Origin of the sequence: Amaricoccus macauensis (genome assembly GCF_014201905.1) — a bacterium.
Lineage (GTDB): Bacteria > Pseudomonadota > Alphaproteobacteria > Rhodobacterales > Rhodobacteraceae > Amaricoccus > Amaricoccus macauensis.
Map to the genome: position 1 here is coordinate 51,719 of NZ_JACHFM010000004.1, position 18,034 is coordinate 69,752.

Consider the following 18,034-nt stretch of genomic DNA (forward strand, 5'->3'; position numbering starts at 1 on the left):
CAAGTCCCCGACGCGGGCGCTCCCGGCGCGCACGCCTCAGCCGAAAAGCCCGGCGGCGTTCACCGTGAGCGCGAGGTAGACCTTGCCGTTCACCGGATTTGCCACCTGCAGCGTGCCACGACGTCCGGCGGCGCGCTTGTACCAGACGCTGCCCGGGTCGGCTTCGGCGCGCACGCCGATCTGGGTCACCACGTCCGCGTCAAGATCGAACGGCGTCTGGCCGGTGACGTCCACCGGGTAGGATTTCTTGCCGGTGAGCTCGATGAACTTCTCCACCCGGCTCGACTGCGGCTGCACCTTGCCCCAGAAGTAATTGTCCTCGATGCGGATGTTCGAGCCGAGCGCGGTGTTCACGTGCCCGCCGGCGGACGTATCGACGGAGAAAGGCCGTGTCACCTTCTCGCCCTTGCTGCCGATGTTGCGGATCTGGTTGCCGATGATGATCATGTTCGCGAGGCCACGGCCGGCTGCGGCGGGCTTGATCGAGATATAGGTGCCCTTCTCGTCCGACTCCGCGAGAGTGAAGATGTTGGAGATGAACTGACAGAAACCCATGGTCCGGGTCTCGCCGCTGCCGCCCAGCCCCTCTTCGAGCACGGTCACGCCGTTGTCGATGTAGTTGACCGCGACGATGTTGGTCGAGCGTGCGCCGAAGTGCAGGACCGGTGTCCGGTCGGTGCGCGGCAGGCCGACGTCCGAGCCCTGCCAGAAGTGGTTGTGCGAGATCATGAACGAGCCGATCGGCCCCTTGATCGCCGTCCGGGCCTTCTGGATGCGGTTGCCGAACACCTTGCCGTCGTTGTCGCTGGAGAGATCGAGCCCGATCAGCACGCGCTTGCTCGCGAGCTTGTCGGCGGAATTCGACGTGATGTCGCAGTGCTCGACCCGGAGGTCGCTGCCGGTCGAGTCGCCGACGCGGGTGCGGATGCCGAAGCGCGCCGGGTCGTCGAGATCGAGGAAGCGGAAGCGCATGTTGACGTAGCCGCCGTCGATAAAGATGGCCGACGCGCGGTTCAGACATTTCATCTTGATGCCTTCGAGCCCCCAGCGCGCGACACGCTGCTTCGAGCTCGAGAAGAAGCGCACGAGTGGCGCATCCGGGTCTTGCCACTTGTCGGACGGGATGAGGGTGCCGTTGACGATCTTCAGGGGTTTGGAGAACGGGTTGCCGTCGCCGTCGTCGATGTCGAGCGTGCGGTCGAGCGCGATCGTCCGCCCTTCGAGGTCGAGCACCGAGAAGCGGCGGTCAGACTTCAGTTCCTGCACCGCCCGCGCGAGATCGGCGTCCTGCGCGACGAACGGGTCATCGGAGGAGAGGTAAGCCGAAGCCTTCAGCCCCTCCTTCGCCCCGACCTTTGGCGCGTTCGCTGCCCCGGCCTCGGCGAGTACCATGTCGGCCTCGGCAAGCTCCGCGACCGGTGCCGCGCCGCTCCGCCCGAACGCGACGGTCGCAAAGCCCTGAGCGGCCGCGAGGGCTGCCCCGCCGATCAGGAGGTCGCGCCGGCTGGCGCCTTCTGGAAAATCGGACATGACGCACTCCCTTGCGGCTCGACGGCTCCCATTAGCCGGGCGCGCCCTCCGAGGCGCAAGGGTCAATCGGCCATGATCGCGGCCTGCGCTTTCCAACCGCGCGGGATTCTGCCATACCCCGCCCCGGCTAGACTCCCGAGGCAAAATCCCATGCAAACCGGCAAGATCTCGTTCCAGGGCGTGCGCGGCGCCTATTCGCACCAGGCCTGCGCCGAGGTGTTCCCGGGAATGGAGGGCCTGCCCTGCAACACCTTCGAGGGGGCGATCGAAGCGGTGAAGGACGGCCGCGCCGATCTCGCCATGCTGCCGGTCGAGAACTCGACCTACGGCCGGGTCGCCGACATCCACCACCTGCTGCCGGCATCGGGGCTGCACATCATCCGCGAGCATTTCCTCCGGGTGCACATCAGCCTGCTGGGCCTGCCCGGAACCCGGATCGAGGACATCCGCACGGCCATGAGCCACACGGTGCTGCTCGGCCAGTGCCGCAGCTTCCTGCGCGAGCGCGGCATTCAGTCGCGGGTCGGCGCCGACACCGCCGGATCGGCCGAGGCCGTCGCGGCGCAGAGCGACCGCAGCCTCGGGGCGCTTGCCTCCGAGCTTGCCGGCGGGATCTACGGGCTCGACGTTCTGGCGCGCCAGATCGAGGACCAGTCGAACAATACCACGCGCTTTCTCGTCATGTCGCCCGAGCCCGCCCCCACCCCGGAGCGCGAGGCGATCACCAGTTTCGTCTTCCGGGTGCGCAACATCCCGGCGGCGCTCTACAAGGCCATGGGCGGCTTCGCCACCAACGGCGTGAACATGACCAAGCTCGAGAGCTACATGCTGAACGGTCACTTCACCGCGACCCAGTTCTATGCCGACATCGAAGGCCATCCCGACGAGCCGCGCGTCCGCCGCGCACTCGACGAGCTCGCGTATTTCACCAGCCAGCTGCAGGTTCTCGGCGTCTACCCGCGCGACCCGTTCCGCGACGCGCAACCGCCGGTTCCGCTCGAGGCCGAGCCGCACCCCGCCTGACGGCGACGCATTCCAAGCTTGCGCCAGATCAAGGGGCCGGGCCATCGGACATGTCACGCTTTTCCCGAATGGGGAGGCGGGTGTGACAGATGATCGTCAGAAACGACTGGTGACAGACAGTCTTGTCCTGATCCGCGCCCGGGTGCTTCCCGCATCGAGTCAGTTCTACGACAATCTTTTCGTGCTCGCGCCGGACCTGCGCCGGCTGTTCCGCTCGGATCTCGCCGGGCAGGGTATGCGGTTCATGACGACCCTCGCGGTGATCGCGGAGCTTCTTAACGACGATGCCGAACTGGCGCGGGCCCTTGACGGTCTCGCTCAGGCACATCGCGGGATCGGGGTGCGCGCGGAGCATTTCCCTGCGGTCGGCGCCGCGTTGCTCGTCACGCTCGGCGAGACTCTGGGAGACCACTTCACCTGTGAATTGCAGGAGGCGTGGCGCTCAGCCTATGACGACTTCGCCGCACGGATGATAGAGCGCGGCGGCTTTGACTGATCTCCCGCCGCAGCCGGGCATGCGGAGGTCATCTCGCTCCGTCGCTGCCGGACGGCTGCCATTAACCCTGTCGGAAGGTGGCGCTGCCGGAGTCGGCGGTACGGGCCTACGATCGAATCAGGGGGCCTTCGCCGTTAACCATACTTCCGTCTGGCCTTCGCCCCGGTCAGTCACGGTACCTGGCGAAGACCCTGGCGCGGGCGTCGCTCACCGGCGCGCGGTATTTGTCCAGAAGCTCCTCGGCGGCGCTCCGCGCGACGATGCGCCGGAGCGTCTCGAGAAACTCCGCCTCTTCCTCGCTGGGCCCGCCGAGTGCCGCAGGGCGTGGCGCCGCAAGCGCGAGAAGATCGAGGACCGCGGCCCGAATCGGAACGCGGTTCGCGGGCGGGGTGGGAACGATGGCAAAACTGGTCATGGTCGTCATCTCCGTGCGGTTGACACGGACCTTGCATCCGGAGCCGTTACGCCATCGTAAGCAGCGCGTGAAACCCAGGCAAAAAAAGCGATCCCATGACCGCTCAGTAGCTGTACTCGCTGTAGATTCGCGACAGGTCGCCGTCCCAGTCCGTGTGGTAGCGGTGGAGCATCTCGTCGGCCGGAGTCTGGCCTGAGGCGACGATTTCGTGCAGCGCGTTCAGGAAGTGCGTCTCGTCGGCAATGAGCCCGCCTGCCCCCGCCCGAGCCCGGGCCTTGAGACCGCCCTCGGCGATCGCGAGCACGTCACGGGCCACGTCGCGCAGGCTGCGGCCGCGGATCTCGGCGCGCAGACCGAGGTGGCCGGCGTCGTAGCGCAGTTGATCGCGCTCTTCCGCCGTCCAGTCGCGGCAGATGTCCCAGGCCGCATCGAGGGCGGCCCCGTCATAGAGCAGGCCCACCCAGATCGCCGGCAGCGCGCAAAGTCGGCGCCACGGGCCGCCGTCCGCGCCGCGCATCTCCATGAATTTCTTGATCCGCACCTCGGGGAAGATCGTCGTGAGGTGGTCCGCCCAGTCCGAGAGCGTCGGCTTCTCGCCCGGCAGCGCCGGCAGGCGGCCATCGAGGAAGTCGCGGAACGACTGGCCGAGCGCGTCGATGTACTTGCCGTCGCGGTAGACGAAGTACATCGGCACATCGAGGGCGTAGTCCACGTAGCGCTCGAAACCCATGCCGGGCTCGAAGACGAAGGGCAGCATCCCGGTCCGCGCCGGATCGGTGTCCTGCCAGATGCGCGCCCGCCACGACTGCCAGCCGTTGACCCGGCCGTCGAAGAACGGCGAGGCGGCGAAAAGCGCCGTCGCGATCGGCTGGAGCGCGAGGGAGACGCGGAACTTCTTCACCATGTCGGCTTCGGAGGCGAAGTCGAGGTTCACCTGCACGGTGCAGGTGCGATACATCATCTGGGTGCCGTGACTGCCGACCGACTTCATGTAGCGGGTCATCAGGGCGTAGCGCCCCTTCGGCATCACCGGCATCTGCGCTTCGGTCCAGATCGGCGCGGCGCCGAGGCCGATGAAGCCCGCGCCCATGCCGTCGGCAAGTTCCTTCACCTCGCGGAGGTGGACGTTCACCTCGTCGCAGGTCTGGTGGATGGTCTCGAGCGGGGCACCGGAGAGCTCGAGCTGGCCTCCCGGCTCGAGGCTGACGTTGGCGCCGTCCTTGGTGAGGCCGATGAGCTTGCCCGCCTCGCGCATCTCTTCCCAGCCGAAGCGGTCGCGCAGGCCCTCGAGCATGGCGTTGATCGAGCAGTCGCCGTCGTAGGGGAGCGGCAGGAGGTTCTCCAGACCGTAGCCGAACTTCTCGTGCTCGGTACCGATGCGCCAATCCTCCGGCGGCTTGCAGCCCGACGCAAGATATTCCGCCAATTGATCGCGGTGCTCGATAAGACCACCGCCGGACTGTGGGATCGACATGAAATAGTCTCCAGCTCGAAGCGCCCGAATGCGTAGCGGGACGACCGGGACAAGGCAAGTCAGCCTGAGGTCGGAAACCTTGACGGCTTGCCGGGCAGCGGGAACAACCCGAAGTAGGGTTCCGCCTCTGCCAGCACCCGCTCGAAGGACGGGCGCCGCTTCAGCCGGTCGAGGTAGGCGGCGAGCGGCGCGTCCTCCGGGCCGAACGGTTGCGCGAGCTCGGCATAGAACAGCGCCGGCGCCGCGCTGCAGTCGGCCAGCGTGAAGGCGTCGCCAAGCATCCACGGACCCCGGATCTGCGACCTCAGGAACGCGTACGCCTTTGCGATCGTCGCCTGCGCCATGGCGACGCCGTAAGCGTCGCGCTCGCCCTCGGGCCGGAGAGCGTTTCCGACGATCGACTGCATCGGCAGATCGACGTAGCCATCGAAGACGCGGTCCCACATCCGCGCCTGCCACGCCTGATCGGGATCCTTCGGCACCAGCCCGCGGTGCCCGGCCTCGCGGTGGAAGGTGTCGAGGTATTCGATGATCGTCGTCGACTCGGCCACGGTCGCGCCGCGCTCCGAATCGACCAGGACGGGAACCTTCTGCAGGGGCCAGATCTGCGCCAGTCGGTCGCGCGCGGGCTGGTCGCCGAGGTCGACGATCAGCGGCTCGAACGGAACATCGAGCTCGTAGGCCGCGATCAGCGCCTTGTGGCAGAAGGACGAGAGCGGATGAAAATGCAGGGTCAGGGTCATGACAGCACTGAGCGCCTCGGCGGCATGAAACGCAAGCGTCCGCTGATTGCCGTTCCCCGACGATTGCGGCATAGCTCTTTCCGGGACGAGGGGGAACTCCATGCGCGACGCCGAAGCGGTGACCTTCGCCGGGGGGCGGATCGACCGGGCCTCGCGGCTGCGGGGCGATCAGGCCGCCCAGACCGCGCTCGCGGCCGACCCGAGGGCGCGTGGCCTTGCACTCTGGCGCGGCCGGCCACTGCTCGCGGCTCACGAGGGCGCGTTGTCCCTCGGCTGGCGGTCGCTCGACGATCCGCTGTTCGGGGAGGCGCGCGAGCCGCGGGTGTTTCTCGGCCTCGACGACGGCATCCCCTGCTTCGCCTGTGAAATCCTCGATTGGGACCCGGACGCCACGCCGGTCGAAGGCTTCGGTGCCGTGCCGCTGGTGCAGCACCCGGACCTGGACCCGAGCCTCGGCTTCGGCGATCTCCGCGCCAACATGGCCACCCTCGACGCCGCGGAAGCCGGAACGGCGGCGGCGGCCAAGGGCATTCTCGGCTGGCACCAGAGCCATGGTTTCTGCGCCAACTGCGGCACCCGCTCCGAGGCCGCCGACGCCGGTTGGCGCCGCACCTGCCCGGCCTGCGGGGCGCAGCACTTCCCCCGCACCGATCCGGTGGTGATCATGCTGATCCTGTCGGGAAACTCGGTCCTGCTCGGACGCTCGCCTGGCTGGCCCGAAGGGATGTACTCGCTCCTCGCGGGCTTCATGGAGCCCGGCGAATCGATCGAAGCCGCCGTGCGGCGCGAGGTCGCGGAGGAGACCGGCGTCCCGGTCGGGCCGGTCGATTACCTGTCGAGCCAGCCCTGGCCATTCCCGTCGAGCCTGATGATCGGCTGCCGCGGCATCGCGACCGGGCGCGAGATCACGCTCGACCCCGCCGAACTCGACGATGCCCGCTGGGTCAGCCGCGAAGCGATCGCCGCCTCGATCGCCGGGCACGACCCGACGATGCGCCCGGCCCGCGCCGGCTCGATCGCGCGGTTCCTGCTGGACCACTGGCTCTCGGACGCCCTCGACTGACCCCTCAGGCGACTGACCCCTCAGGCCCGGAGACCTGCTCCCCATGCTTCGCCGCATCGCCTGCGCCGCCGCTGCTTCCACCGTTTCCGCTTTCGCTCTGACGGCCCTTGCCGCGGGGGCCTTCGCTGAAGAGACCGTGACGGTGCACTATCGCTGCGAGGATGGGGCGCATCTGCCGGTTGCCTACATCAACACGCCGGAAGGCGACTCCTACGCGGTGCTGGTCCACGCTGCGAAGCTCGATGTCCTGAAGGCCGGCATCACCGGATCCGGCGTGCGCTACACCTCCATCGACGGGTCGAACCTCGTCTGGCACGTGAAGGGCAAGGAGGGCTTCCTCGCGCATGACGACGCGGACGAGACGATGATCCTGCGGAACTGCAAGGCGCGCTGACACGCGCGCCCGGGGCTTGCGCCGGTGGCGCAATCGGCGCAGACCCGCGAGCGCCCATGCCGTCGGAGGCCCCGGTGGAGCACGTCGTCGTCGCCTCGCTCCTGCTCATGCTCGCGGTCGTGGTCAGCGGCTGGCTCGCGCGCGCGCTGCCGGTCGACGTGCCGCTGCCGCTGGTGCAGATCGCCACGGGCGCCGTCATGGCAAGCGGCTCCGGGCTCGGGCTCCAGCTCGACCCGCAGGTGTTCTTCCTGCTGTTCCTGCCGCCGCTGCTGTTTCTCGACGGCTGGCGCATCCCGAAGGACGGGCTGGTGCGCGACTTCCGCGAAATCGCCGACCTCGCCTTCGGGCTCGTGGTGTTCAGCGTCCTCGGGCTCGGCTTCCTCGTCCACTGGATGATCCCGGCGATGCCGCTGCCGGTCGCCTTCGCGCTCGCCGCCGTACTCTCGCCCACTGATCCGGTCGCGGTCGGCGCCATCCTGCGCAAGGCGCCGGTGCCGCCGCGACTCCTGCACGTCCTCGAGGGCGAGTCGCTCCTCAACGACGCCTCCGGCCTCGTCTGCATGCGCTTCGCCGTCGCCGCGATGGTGACGGGCGGCTTTTCCCTGCTCTCGGCCTCCGGCACCTTCCTGTGGCTGGTGGTGGCCGGCGTCGCGGCCGGTGTCGCGACGACCTTCGCCGTGACCAGGGCGCAGGGCCTGATCGCGGTCCGGCTCGGAGAGGACCCGGGCTCGAAGATCCTCATGAGCCTGCTCATGCCGTTCGGCGCCTACCTGCTTGCCGAGGCGATCGGCGCGTCGGGGATCCTGGCCGCCGTGGCCGCCGGCGTCGCCATGGCCTATGTCGAGCAGTCCGGCCGCGCCCTGCCCGGCACCCGGATGCGCCGGATCGCGGTCTGGGACATGGTGCAGTTCGGGCTGAACGGCGCGATGTTCGTGCTGATCGGCGAGCAGCTTCCGACGATCGCCCGGAACACGGCCGCGGCGATGGACGGCGTTCATGGCTGGGGGGCGGCGCTTCTCGTCGTGCACATCGTCGTCATCACGCTGGCGCTCGTCCTGCTGCGTTTCGTCTGGGTCTGGGTGTCGCTCCGCGTCAGGCCGTTTCGCCGCAACCCGGGACCGATGCCGGGGGTCCGGACGCTGCTCATCGTGTCGTTCGCGGGCGTGCGGGGGTCGATCACCCTCGCCGGCATCCTCACCCTGCCGCTCGAACTGAACGGCGGGCCGTTCCCCGCCCGGGATCAGGCGATCACGCTGGCCGCGGGGGTCGTCATCCTGTCGATTGCCGCCGCGGGCATCGCCCTGCCATGGCTGCTCAAGGACTTCGGTCCGTTCCACGAGGACGACGCCGAGCGCTTCGAGCGCCGCGCCCGCAAGGCGGCGGCGCTCGCCGCGATCGACTCCATCGAGAAGGTCTCGCACGACGAGCATTCCGTCTCGGCGAAGACCGTCACCTGGATGGAAGCGGCCGCCCGGCTTTCAGACCTCTACCGTGCCCGGATCGACGGCATGGCGAAAACCGGGGACGAGGCCGAGGAGGTGCGCCGCACGCTGGCGATCGACCGCGACCTCCGCCTCGCGGCGCTTCGTGCGGAGCGCGCGACCTACTACCGCCTCGGCCGCGAGCGGAAGCTCTCCGACGCCCTCGTGCGCCGCCTCGTTTCCGAGGTGGATCAGGCCGAGACGCGGCTGACCCAGAGCTTCTGAACCCGGCTCAGGCCTTGCGGATCACGACTTCCACGTAGTCCGAGGGCACGACGAGCGTGCCGTCGTCCGCCCGGTTCGCGGCACGCAGCAGCCCGAGGACATCGGCCTCGAGTGCCGCGGACTTGTCGCCAAGCGCCTCGAACGCCTTCAGCATCGGCCCGTACCAGCGGCGGAAGACATCGACGAAATGCTCCGGCGAGCGGTAGCGGAAGACGAACGTCTGCGGATGCACCTCGATCGACCTCGCGCCGGCGCCGAACATCGTCTCGAGTGCCGCACGCGTGCCCCAGAGCGCCGGCGATTTCGCGCCGGGAGGCGGGGCGACGTGGGCGCCGATGGTGCGGAACATCTGGCCGATGAAGCCCTCCGGCGTCCAGTTCGCCATGGCGATGACGCCACCCGGCCGGCAGACGCGCATGAGCTCGGCCGCCGCGCGGGCATGATCGGCGGTGAACATCACGCCAAAGGTCGAGAGCACGGCGTCAAAGCTCGCATCGGGAAAGCTCAGCGCCTCCGCGTCCTCCACCCGGAACTCCACGTCCTGCCCCTCGGCGGCCGCGCGAGCCTTGCCACGCGCGAGAAGGGCGGGAACGTAGTCGCTGGAGGTGACGGCGCAGAACCGCCGGGCGGCGGCCAGCGCGGCGTTGCCGTTGCCGGACGCCACATCGAGGACGCGCGCGCCTGATCGCAGGTCGATCGTCTCGCAGAGCCGCTCGCCCACGATCTGCAGCGTGGTGCCGACGATGGCATAGTCGCCCGAGGCCCACGTCGCCTGCTGCCGGGTCTTGAGCGCGGTCAGGTCAATGCTCGGAACTGATTGGTCGGTCATCGAATCACTCCTTGTTTCAATGGATGCGACACTGCTCCGGACCGCGCGCTTGTGCATGAGGAGCGGCTGAGGATACCTTGGGGAGTGTCCGGGGGCTCGGACGGTGATCTACGGCTTCGGCGACTTCCAGCTCGACACCCTGCAATTCCGCCTCACCCGGGCGGGCGTCCCGGTGCGGATCGAGCCGCTGGTCTTCGATCTCCTCCGGCTCTTCGTGGAAAGCGCCGGCGGGGTCATCGACCGCGACCGGATGATCGAAGCGGTCTGGCGCGGGCGCATCGTCTCCGAGGCGACGCTCGCCACCGCGGTGAAGTCCGCGCGACACGCCCTCGGCGACAGCGGCACGGCTCAGACCTGGATCGAGACGGTGCGCGGCCGAGGCTTCCGCTTCCGCGGCGCGGTCATCGCTTCGAGCGCCACCCGGGTTGCCGAGGCAGACCCCGACGCCACGCACACGGCCGGCCGGCCGCCGTCGATCGCCGTCCTGCCGTTCGAGCGGATCGGCGAGCGCGAGAGCGCGCCGGGACTCGAGGACGCGCTGGCGCAGGACATCATCGTCGCTCTGGCGCGACTGCGCTCGCTCTTTGTCATCGCCCGCGCCTCGTCGTTTCGCTTTCGCGGGCCGGCGCCGGACGTGGCGGCCGTCGGGCGCGGCCTCGGGGTGCGCTACTGCCTGACCGGGACGGTCGAACTCGCATCGCGGCGCCTCGGCGTGACCGTGGAACTTGCCGACACCGCGACCGGCGGTGTCGTCTGGGCCGATCGTTTCGAGCGACCACTCGACGACGTGCACGCGGTGCGTGCCGAGATCGTCCGGGTGACCGCGGTCACCCTCGAGGCCCGGATCCAAGGCGCGGAGGCGCGTCTGGCGCAGGGGCAACCGGCGGAGAACCTCGACGCCTGGTCGGCCTTTCACCTCGGCCTCACGCAGATGCACCTCTACACCCGCGAAGGCAACGTGGCGGCGGAGCGGCTGTTCCGCCGATCGGTGACGCTCGAACCCGGGATGGCGCGCGGGCACGCGGGGCTCGCCTTCGTTCACTTCCAGAACGCCTTTCTGCACCACGTCCCCGACCGCCCGGCCGAGATCCGCGCGGCACGTGGCGCGGCGGAGCGCGGAATGGCGCTCGATCCGCTCGATCCGTTCGTCAACTTCAACCTCGGGCGGAGCTTCTGGCTGGAGGGCGACCTGGCCGGGGCGATGCCGTGGTTCGAGCGGGCGACCGAGCTCAGTCCGAACTACGCACAGGGCCACTACGTGCGCGGCCTCGTCGACGCGCTCGAAGGGCGGCACTGGCGTGCCGAGGCCGAGGCCGACACCGCGATCAGCCTCTCACCCCTCGACCCGTTGCTCTACGCCATGCGCGCCACTAAGGCGCTCGCGCGGGTCGCCGCCGGGGATTTCACCGAGGCCGCCCGCCACGCCGAGGCCGCGGCACGAACGCCGCGCGCCCACGTGGTGATCGCGATGATCGCGGCGGCAAGCCACGCGCTCGCCGACGAAGAGCGCGCCGCGCGCCGCTGGGCGGCATTCGCCCGGCGATCGGCGCACGACGCTGATCAGCGCTATTTCCTCGAGGCGCTGCCGGTCGCCGACCCGGAGACCCGGGCGCGGCTGGTCCTCGGGCTGACGCGAAGCGGGTTCTGAGGCAACCACCCCCGCGTCAGATGCTCAGGCAGGCCCGAACAGCCCGGCGAAGCGCTCGCGGAGCAGGTTCTTCTGCACCTTGCCCATGGCATTCCTTGGCAGCTCGTCGACCACGGCCACGTGCTTGGGGAGCTTGAAGGCCGCAAGCTGCTCGCGAAGCATCGCCACCACGTCGCCCGGATCCCCGGTGACCGTCAGGACCGCCACCACCGCCTCGCCGAAATCCGGGTGCGGCACGCCGACGACGGCGCTTTCCACCACGCCGGGCAGCGCGTCGAGGGCGGTCTCCACCTCCTTCGGGTAGACGTTGAGCCCGCCGGTGATGATGAGATCCTTCGCGCGCCCGACGATCGTCACGTAGCCGTCAGCGGCGATGCGCGCCACGTCTCCGGTCACGAACCAGCCGCCGTCCCGCATCTCCTCGGCGGTCTTCTCCGGCAGGCGCCAGTAGCCCTTGAAGACGTTCGGGCCGCGCACTTCGAGTATGCCGGTCTCCTCCGGCCCGAGGATCGCGCCTTCCGCGTCGGCGACGCGGGCCTCCACCCCGGGCAGCGCAGGCCCGACCGTGCCTGCGCGCCGCTCGCCCTCGAGGGGGTTCGAGGTGCTCATGGAGGTCTCGGTCATGCCGTAGCGTTCAAGGATCCGCTGGCCGGTCCGCGCCTCGAAAGCCTCGTGGGTCGCGGCGAGCAGCGGCGCCGAGCCGGAGATGAAGAGCCGCATGCCGGCCGTTGCCTCGCGCGTCAGGCTCGGGCTCGCCAGCATCCGGGTGTAGAACGTCGGCACCCCCATCATCACCGTCGCGCGCGGCAGGAGACCGATCACCCGCTCAGGGTCGAACTTCGGCAGGAAGACCATCCGCCCGCCGTTCAGCAGCATGACGTTCAGCGCGACGAAAAGCCCGTGGGTGTGGAAGAGCGGCAGCGCGTGGACCAACACATCCTCGGGCTGAAAGCCCCAGAACCGGTGCAGGGTGGTGGCGTTCGACCAGAGATTGTCGCTCGTCAGCATCGCCCCCTTGGAGCGCCCGGTGGTGCCGGAGGTGTAGAGGATCGCCGCGAGATCGTCCCCCGACCGCGCCGCCACGTCCCGCTCGGAGGGAAGCTTCGCGGCCTGCGCGAGCAACGTTCCCTCGCCCGCCGGTCCGAGGGTGAAGAGCCAGGCCTTGCCGACCAGCGGCGCGATCGCGCCTTCGCTCGCCGGATCACAGACCATCACCTTCGGCTCGGCGTCGCCGATGAAGTGGGTGAGCTCCGCCGGCGTATAGGCCGGGTTGAGCGGCACGTAGACCGCCCCTGCCTGCAAGACGCCGAGATAGAGCCCGATGGAGGCCACCGACTTCTCGACCTGCACCGCCACCCGGTCGCCCGGCTCCACGCCCGAGGCGACGAGGAGGGACGCGATGCGCCCCGCCCGGTCGAGGAGTTCGGCAAAGGTCAGCTTCGACCCGTCTTCCGCCTCGAGAAACTCCCGCGAGCGGTCGGCGGGAAACCCGGACGCCAGCCGGGCGAAGAGATTGGCATTCCCGCTCACGGCACGGCCTTCCGGAAGCGCGGGCTGACGGTGACGAGGCTCAGGATCTCGAAGAGCATCTGGGCGCCGGCATGGGCGGTGTTGGTGGTGGCGTCATAGGCGGGCGCCACCTCGACCACGTCGCCGCCGACGATGTCGATGCCCGCGAGGCCGCGCAGGATCGCCTGCACTTCGCGCGAGGTGAGCCCGCCGATCTCCGGCGTGCCGGTCCCCGGCGCGAAGGCCGGGTCGAGCGAGTCGATGTCGAAGGAGAGATAGACCGGACCATCGCCCACTACCTCGCGCGCCTTGGCGATGATCGCCGGGATGCCGATGAGGTCGACTTCCTCCGCGTGGATGCAGGTCATGCCGGACTCGGTCGCGAACTCGTAGAGGTATTCCGACGCGCCGCGCAGCCCGATCTGGATCGTCCGCGTCGGATCGAGCACGCCGGCAAGCACCGCGTTGCGGAACGGCGCGCCGTGGTTCTCGCGCAGCCCGTCGAACGGGCCGCCGGTGTCGGAATGCGCGTCGATGTGGACGAGGCCGACCGGGCGGTCGCGACCGACAGCCCGCAGGATCGGATAGGTGATCGAGTGATCGCCGCCGACCGACAGCGGCACCACGCCCGCGTCCACCATCGCCGCCACCCACGCCTCGATCTCGCGATGGCTCGCGGCGATGTCGTAGCGGCTGGAAAACGGCACGTCGCCCACGTCGGCGACCCGCAGGTCGTAGATCGGCGTCACGCCGTGCACATGGTGGTACGGCCCGACCCGCTCGATCGTCCGGACCGCCCTCGGCCCGAAACGGGTGCCGGAACGGTTGCCCGCCCCGAGGTCCATGGGCACGCCGCTGATCGCCACGTCGAGGCCGGAGAAGTCCGGTGACTCAGGATTGACTTGCCGGAACGGCGCCGTGAGGAAGGTCGGAACGCCCACGTAGGGGGCCGGCCGGGCGCCGCGACTGAACACGCGCTCGGCAACCCGTGCAAACTTCGGATCGTGCATCCGCCCGCCGGGGTCATCGGCGTAACGCGCCCTCAGCCGCTCCAGGTCCTCTTGGCTCCAGGCCATCAACGTCTCCCATTTCTCAGTCGCGCGCCCCGGACCCGGACCATCCGGCCGGGGCGACCTTCGGCAACCGGCCTTCGCCGGGACGGACGCGCTGCCCGTCCCGCGCCGGCCGCCCTTACTTGAACGCCACGTCCGTGACCGCGTGAGTCCACGCCCCCTCGGGCTTCTTGGTAATGACCGGGTCCGAGCCCGCCGTCAGAAGCGTCTCGACGGTGCGCTCGTAGTCGGCCGGATCAAGCGTGCCGTCCGTCCCGGCGGTGAGCTTGGCGATCTCGCCCATCATCTGCTTCTGGTGATGCTCGGTCTGCGCGCCGGTCTCGTCATTGTCGAGCACGATCATCGCGGCGTCGTCGGGGTTTTCCTCAGCCCACTTCCAGCCCTTCATGCTGGCCCGGACGAACTTCGCCATCTTCTCGACGAAGGCCGGATCCTTCAGCTTGTCCTCGATCACGTAGAGCCCGTCCTCGAGCGTCGCCACGCCCTCATCCTCGTACTTGAAGACGGTGAGCTCCTCCGGCTTCATCCCGGCGTCGATGACCTGCCAGTACTCGTTGTAGGTCATGGTCGAGATGCAGGCCGCCTGCTTCTGCAAGAGCGGATCGACGTTGAAGCCCTGCTTCAGCACGGTGACGCCCTGCGGGCTGCCGTCGGTCGGGATGCCGAGCTTCGACATCCACGAGAAGAACGGATACTCGTTTCCGCCGAACCAGACGCCGAGCGTGTGGCCGGGGAAGTCCTTGGTCGCCGTGACCCCTGAGTCATTGCGGCAGGTGAGTTGCATCCCCGAGCGCTTGAACGGCTGGGCGATGTTGACGAGCGGCAGGCCCTTTTCGCGCGCGGCGAGGGCCGAGGGCATCCAGTCGACGACGACATCGGCGCCGCCGCCGGAGATCACCTGCGCCGGCGCCACGTCCGGGCCGCCTGGTTTGATGGTGACCTCCAGCCCCTCCTCCTCGTAGAAGCCCTGGTCCTGCGCCACGTAGTAGCCGGCGAACTGCGCCTGCGTGACCCATTTCAGCTGCAGCGTCACCTCCTCGGCACTGGCACCGGAGGCGAATAGCGCCAGGGCGGAGGCCCCGGCGAGCGCGAACCACGTCTTTGTCATGCCTAGATGCTCCCACGTTGGACCGGTCGCCGGAGGGGCCTTCAGCGCCGCTGCGACGGGTGCCAGAATGTCACCCACCGCTCCAGAAGCGCCACGACGCCGTAAAACGCCGAGCCCACCAGCGCCGCGACCGCGATCTCCGCCCAGACCATGTCGAGGGCGAGCCGGCCCACTTCGGTCGAGATGCGAAAGCCCATGCCGAGCGTGGGCGAGCCAAAGAACTCCGCCACGATCGCCCCGATCAAAGCGAGGGTCGTGCAGATTTTCAAGCCGTTAAACAGGAACGGCGCGGCCGCGGGCAGCCGCAGCTTCAGCAGCGTCGGCCAGTAGCCGGCCGCATAGGTCCGCATCAGGTCCCGCTGCATCGGATCGGCGCTCGCAAGCCCCTGCACGGTGTTCACCAGCATCGGGAAGAACACCATGAAAACAACGACCGCCGCCTTCGACTGCCAGTCGAAGCCGAACCACATCACCATGATCGGCGCGAGGCCCACAATCGGCAGCGCCGAGGCGAAGCCACCGACCGGCAAAAGCCCGCGGCGCAGGAACGGCACCCGGTCCGCGAGGATGCCGACGAGAAACGCCGCGCCGCAGCCGATCGCGTAGCCAGAGAACGCGCCCTTCACCACGGTCTGCATCACGTCCGCCCGAAGCACCGGCCCGCTCGTCATGATCCGCGCCCAGATCGCGCTCGGCGCCGGCAGCAGGACCGGCGAGACGTCGAACGCCCGAACCACGATCTCCCAGAGCACGATCAGCGTCGCGCCGAAGACCAGCGGCGGCAGCAGGCGTGTCCAGAACGTCGTCGCCCTCGCCGCCAGCCAGATGTTGAGGAGCCAGCCGCCGATCCAGACGAGGACCCCCGTCGCCACCATCATCGGCTTGCCTCCCGGGCCGGATGGACTATCCCCTTGGTTCCGAAGGACAGCGTGCGATGCCGAAGCCACGGACGATCTCCCTGCCCGACGCGCGGCGCCTCTGGCTCCGGGCGCAGCGGCTCGACACCGCCGAGCCCTTCGGCGTCGGCGCGGGCGCCACGCGCGCCGCGATCGAGCATCTGGGCTACGTCCAGATCGACACGATCAACGTCATCGAGCGCGCCCATCATCATATCCTCTGGAGCCGCATCCCGGCCTATGCGCGCGGCGATCTGGTTCAGGCCCAGAGCGTGGAGAAGTCGGTCTTCGAGTACTGGGCGCACGCGCTCGCCTACATTCCGGCGCGGGACTACCGGCACCACATGGCGGCGATGCGCGCCCACCGCGAGACTCCGTCCGCGTGGTTCAGGGACATCGACGCGGGTGAGCTTCGCACCATGCTCGGCCGCATCCGCCGTGAGGGCGCGCTCAGCATCCGTGACATCGACGGAGACGTCCTCGTCGACAAGACCCACCCCTGGGCGAGCCGCAAGCCATCGAAGCGGGTGCTGCAACACGGCTTCTTCGGCGGCCAGCTCACGGTCAGCGCCCGCGCGGGCATGGTGAAGACATACGAGCTCACAGACCGGCATTTCGGCTGGCCGCCACGGCCGCGGATCGCGACCGAAGGCCAGACGCTCGATTACCTCCTCGACCGCGCGATCCGCGCGCAGGGCGTCATCAGCATCGACTCCGCCTGCTACATGGACGCGCCGCGCAAGAAGGCGATGGCGGCGCTGATCGAGGCCCGCGTCCGCCGGCGCCTGCTGGTGCCGGTGACGATCGAGGGGCTGAAGCCGCACTGGGTGACACCCGAAGCGCTCTCCGAGGCGCTGCCGGAGACGGACGCCGTTCACCTGCTGTCGCCCTTCGACCCGCTCGTCATCCAGCGGACCCGGCTGGAGCAGTTCTTCGGCCACGCCCACCGGTTCGAGGCCTATGTACCGGCGGCGAAGCGCAGATACGGCTACTTCGGCCTGCCGGTGCTGGTGGGCGACCGGGTGGCGGCGATCATCGACACCAAGGCCGACCGTGCGAACCGCACGCTTCTCATCCAGCAGTGGAGCTGGATCGACGCGCCCCGCGACGGCGATCAGGCTCGGATCGAGGCGGCGCTCGGCCGGTTCGAGGCGTTCCAGTTCGGCCCCTGAGGCGGCGTGTGGCTGGCGGCTCATGTCCGCCGCCCTCCCATCGCCGCGAAGGCCAGCCGCTCGACGAGCGCCACGAGCCCGACGAGGCCCGCCGCACAGATCGACGCCATGACGAGCGCCGCCCAGATCTGCACGGTCTGCCCGTAGTAGCTGCCCGAGAGCATCCGCGCGCCGAGACCCGCCACCGCCCCGGTCGGCAGCTCGCCGATGATCGCGCCGACGAGACTCGCGGCGACCGCCACCTTCAGCGAGGCAAAGAGCCAGGGCAGCGCGGCGGGCCAGCGCAGGCGCAGAAAGACCTGCCAGCGGCTCGCGTTCCAGGTGCGCATCTGGTCGAGCAGCATCGGCTCCGGGCTGCGCAGTCCCTGCACCATCCCGACGACGACCGGGAAGAAGCTCAGGTACATGGAGATGATCGCCTTCGGCAGCAGCCCGGTGACGCCGACCGAGTTCAGCACGACGATGATCATCGGCGCGATCGCGAGGATCGGCACCGTCTGGCTGGCGATCACCCATGGCATCACGCTGGCGTCCATGGTCCGGCCATGGACGATGAGCGCCGCGAGCACGACCCCGAGCCCGGCGCCGAGACCGAAGCCCGCGAGGGTCGCCGCGAGTGTCACCCAGGCATGATAGACGAGGCTGCGCTTCGAGGAGACGGGGACGGTCGCGGTCGTCTTCCAGAGCTCCGCCACCACCTGATGCGGTGCCGGCAGCTTGGGGCGCTCCTGCCCGAGAGTCTCGACCACGAGCGCCCGCGCGCCGAGGGTCCGCCCGTCGCGCGCCGCCTGATCGTGCGCCCACTGGGCGTTCAGCACGACCGCAAGGCCATACCACAGCACGACGATCGCGGCGACGACGGTCAGGACCGGCACCACCGCGCTCTGCCGCATCCCGCCTGCTGCCCCCCGCATTCCGTCTCCCGCCGATCGGTCCGGCGCGGAGGTTAGCAGCA

The 18,034-nt window shown here is 69.2% G+C and carries 17 protein-coding genes; 7 read left to right on the forward strand and 10 right to left on the reverse strand.

The features are described from left to right. Nucleotides 1-36: 36 nt before the first annotated feature. Entirely contained in the window at nt 37-1,530 is a 1,494-nt protein-coding gene (locus HNP73_RS17620; RefSeq protein ID WP_184152879.1) for an FHA domain-containing protein, read from the reverse strand. A 150-nt stretch (nt 1,531-1,680) separates the two neighbouring features. Here HNP73_RS17620 and HNP73_RS17625 point away from each other — a divergent pair, with 150 nt between their 5' ends. Continuing rightward, nucleotides 1,681-2,553: a prephenate dehydratase gene (locus HNP73_RS17625; protein WP_184152882.1), complete on the forward strand. Its 873-nt coding sequence runs from the start codon at nt 1,681-1,683 to the stop codon at nt 2,551-2,553. 109 nt (nt 2,554-2,662) lie between these two features. Further along, nucleotides 2,663-3,049, forward strand: coding sequence for a globin domain-containing protein (locus HNP73_RS17630; protein ID WP_184152885.1), 387 nt, complete (start codon nt 2,663-2,665; stop codon nt 3,047-3,049). Nucleotides 3,050-3,215: 166 nt separating this feature from the next. Here the strand turns inward: HNP73_RS17630 and HNP73_RS17635 are convergent, their stop codons facing one another. The 3 genes from HNP73_RS17635 to HNP73_RS17645 form a co-directional block, all read right to left on the reverse strand. Next, complete coding sequence (locus HNP73_RS17635; protein WP_184152888.1) at nt 3,216-3,464, reverse strand: hypothetical protein; 249 nt, start codon at nt 3,462-3,464, stop codon at nt 3,216-3,218. A 103-nt stretch (nt 3,465-3,567) separates the two neighbouring features. Continuing rightward, nucleotides 3,568-4,938, reverse strand: coding sequence for a glutamate--cysteine ligase (locus HNP73_RS17640; protein WP_184152891.1), 1,371 nt, complete (start codon nt 4,936-4,938; stop codon nt 3,568-3,570). 59 nt (nt 4,939-4,997) lie between these two features. Next, on the reverse strand, nt 4,998-5,753 hold the full coding sequence (locus tag HNP73_RS17645) for a glutathione S-transferase family protein (protein ID WP_221288811.1): 756 nt from the start codon (nt 5,751-5,753) through the stop codon (nt 4,998-5,000). Between the two features lie 28 nt (nt 5,754-5,781). Here HNP73_RS17645 and nudC point away from each other — a divergent pair, with 28 nt between their 5' ends. Genes nudC through HNP73_RS17660 form a run of 3 tightly spaced genes read left to right on the forward strand, consistent with a single transcriptional unit; the run spans nt 5,782 to nt 8,844 of the window. Beyond that, nucleotides 5,782-6,744, forward strand: coding sequence for an NAD(+) diphosphatase (gene nudC, locus HNP73_RS17650; RefSeq protein WP_184152894.1), 963 nt, complete (start codon nt 5,782-5,784; stop codon nt 6,742-6,744). Between the two features lie 43 nt (nt 6,745-6,787). Continuing rightward, nucleotides 6,788-7,138 (forward strand): MliC family protein, encoded by a 351-nt coding sequence (locus tag HNP73_RS17655; protein ID WP_184152897.1) that lies wholly within the window; start codon nt 6,788-6,790, stop codon nt 7,136-7,138. Nucleotides 7,139-7,194: 56 nt separating this feature from the next. Continuing rightward, a complete protein-coding gene (locus HNP73_RS17660) occupies nt 7,195-8,844 on the forward strand; it encodes a Na+/H+ antiporter (protein WP_184152900.1) in 1,650 nt (549 codons plus the stop codon). Between the two features lie 7 nt (nt 8,845-8,851). On the opposite strand, the gene HNP73_RS17665 is transcribed toward HNP73_RS17660, so the two are convergent. Then, complete coding sequence (locus HNP73_RS17665) at nt 8,852-9,673, reverse strand: class I SAM-dependent methyltransferase (protein ID WP_184152903.1); 822 nt, start codon at nt 9,671-9,673, stop codon at nt 8,852-8,854. Nucleotides 9,674-9,776: 103 nt separating this feature from the next. On the opposite strand from HNP73_RS17665, the gene HNP73_RS17670 reads away from it, so the two are divergent. Continuing rightward, entirely contained in the window at nt 9,777-11,321 is a 1,545-nt protein-coding gene (locus HNP73_RS17670; RefSeq protein ID WP_184152906.1) for a winged helix-turn-helix domain-containing protein, read from the forward strand. Nucleotides 11,322-11,345: 24 nt separating this feature from the next. Here the strand turns inward: HNP73_RS17670 and HNP73_RS17675 are convergent, their stop codons facing one another. From HNP73_RS17675 to HNP73_RS17690, 4 genes are all read right to left on the reverse strand, one after another. Beyond that, on the reverse strand, nt 11,346-12,851 hold the full coding sequence (locus tag HNP73_RS17675; RefSeq protein WP_184152909.1) for an AMP-binding protein: 1,506 nt from the start codon (nt 12,849-12,851) through the stop codon (nt 11,346-11,348). Then, entirely contained in the window at nt 12,848-13,906 is a 1,059-nt protein-coding gene (speB, locus tag HNP73_RS17680; RefSeq protein ID WP_184152912.1) for an agmatinase, read from the reverse strand. Before speB ends, HNP73_RS17675 begins: the two co-directional genes overlap by 4 nt. Before the next feature lie 115 nt (nt 13,907-14,021). Further along, a complete protein-coding gene (locus HNP73_RS17685) occupies nt 14,022-15,011 on the reverse strand; it encodes an ABC transporter substrate-binding protein (protein WP_184152914.1) in 990 nt (329 codons plus the stop codon). A gap of 41 nt (nt 15,012-15,052) precedes the next feature. Next, complete coding sequence (locus HNP73_RS17690) at nt 15,053-15,889, reverse strand: ABC transporter permease (protein WP_184152917.1); 837 nt, start codon at nt 15,887-15,889, stop codon at nt 15,053-15,055. 56 nt (nt 15,890-15,945) lie between these two features. Between HNP73_RS17690 and HNP73_RS17695 the strand changes: the two genes are divergently transcribed. After that, nucleotides 15,946-17,079, forward strand: coding sequence for a winged helix-turn-helix domain-containing protein (locus tag HNP73_RS17695; protein WP_184152920.1), 1,134 nt, complete (start codon nt 15,946-15,948; stop codon nt 17,077-17,079). 20 nt (nt 17,080-17,099) lie between these two features. On the opposite strand, the gene HNP73_RS17700 is transcribed toward HNP73_RS17695, so the two are convergent. Then, entirely contained in the window at nt 17,100-17,993 is an 894-nt protein-coding gene (locus tag HNP73_RS17700; RefSeq protein WP_246399931.1) for an ABC transporter permease, read from the reverse strand. Nucleotides 17,994-18,034 lie beyond the last annotated feature (41 nt).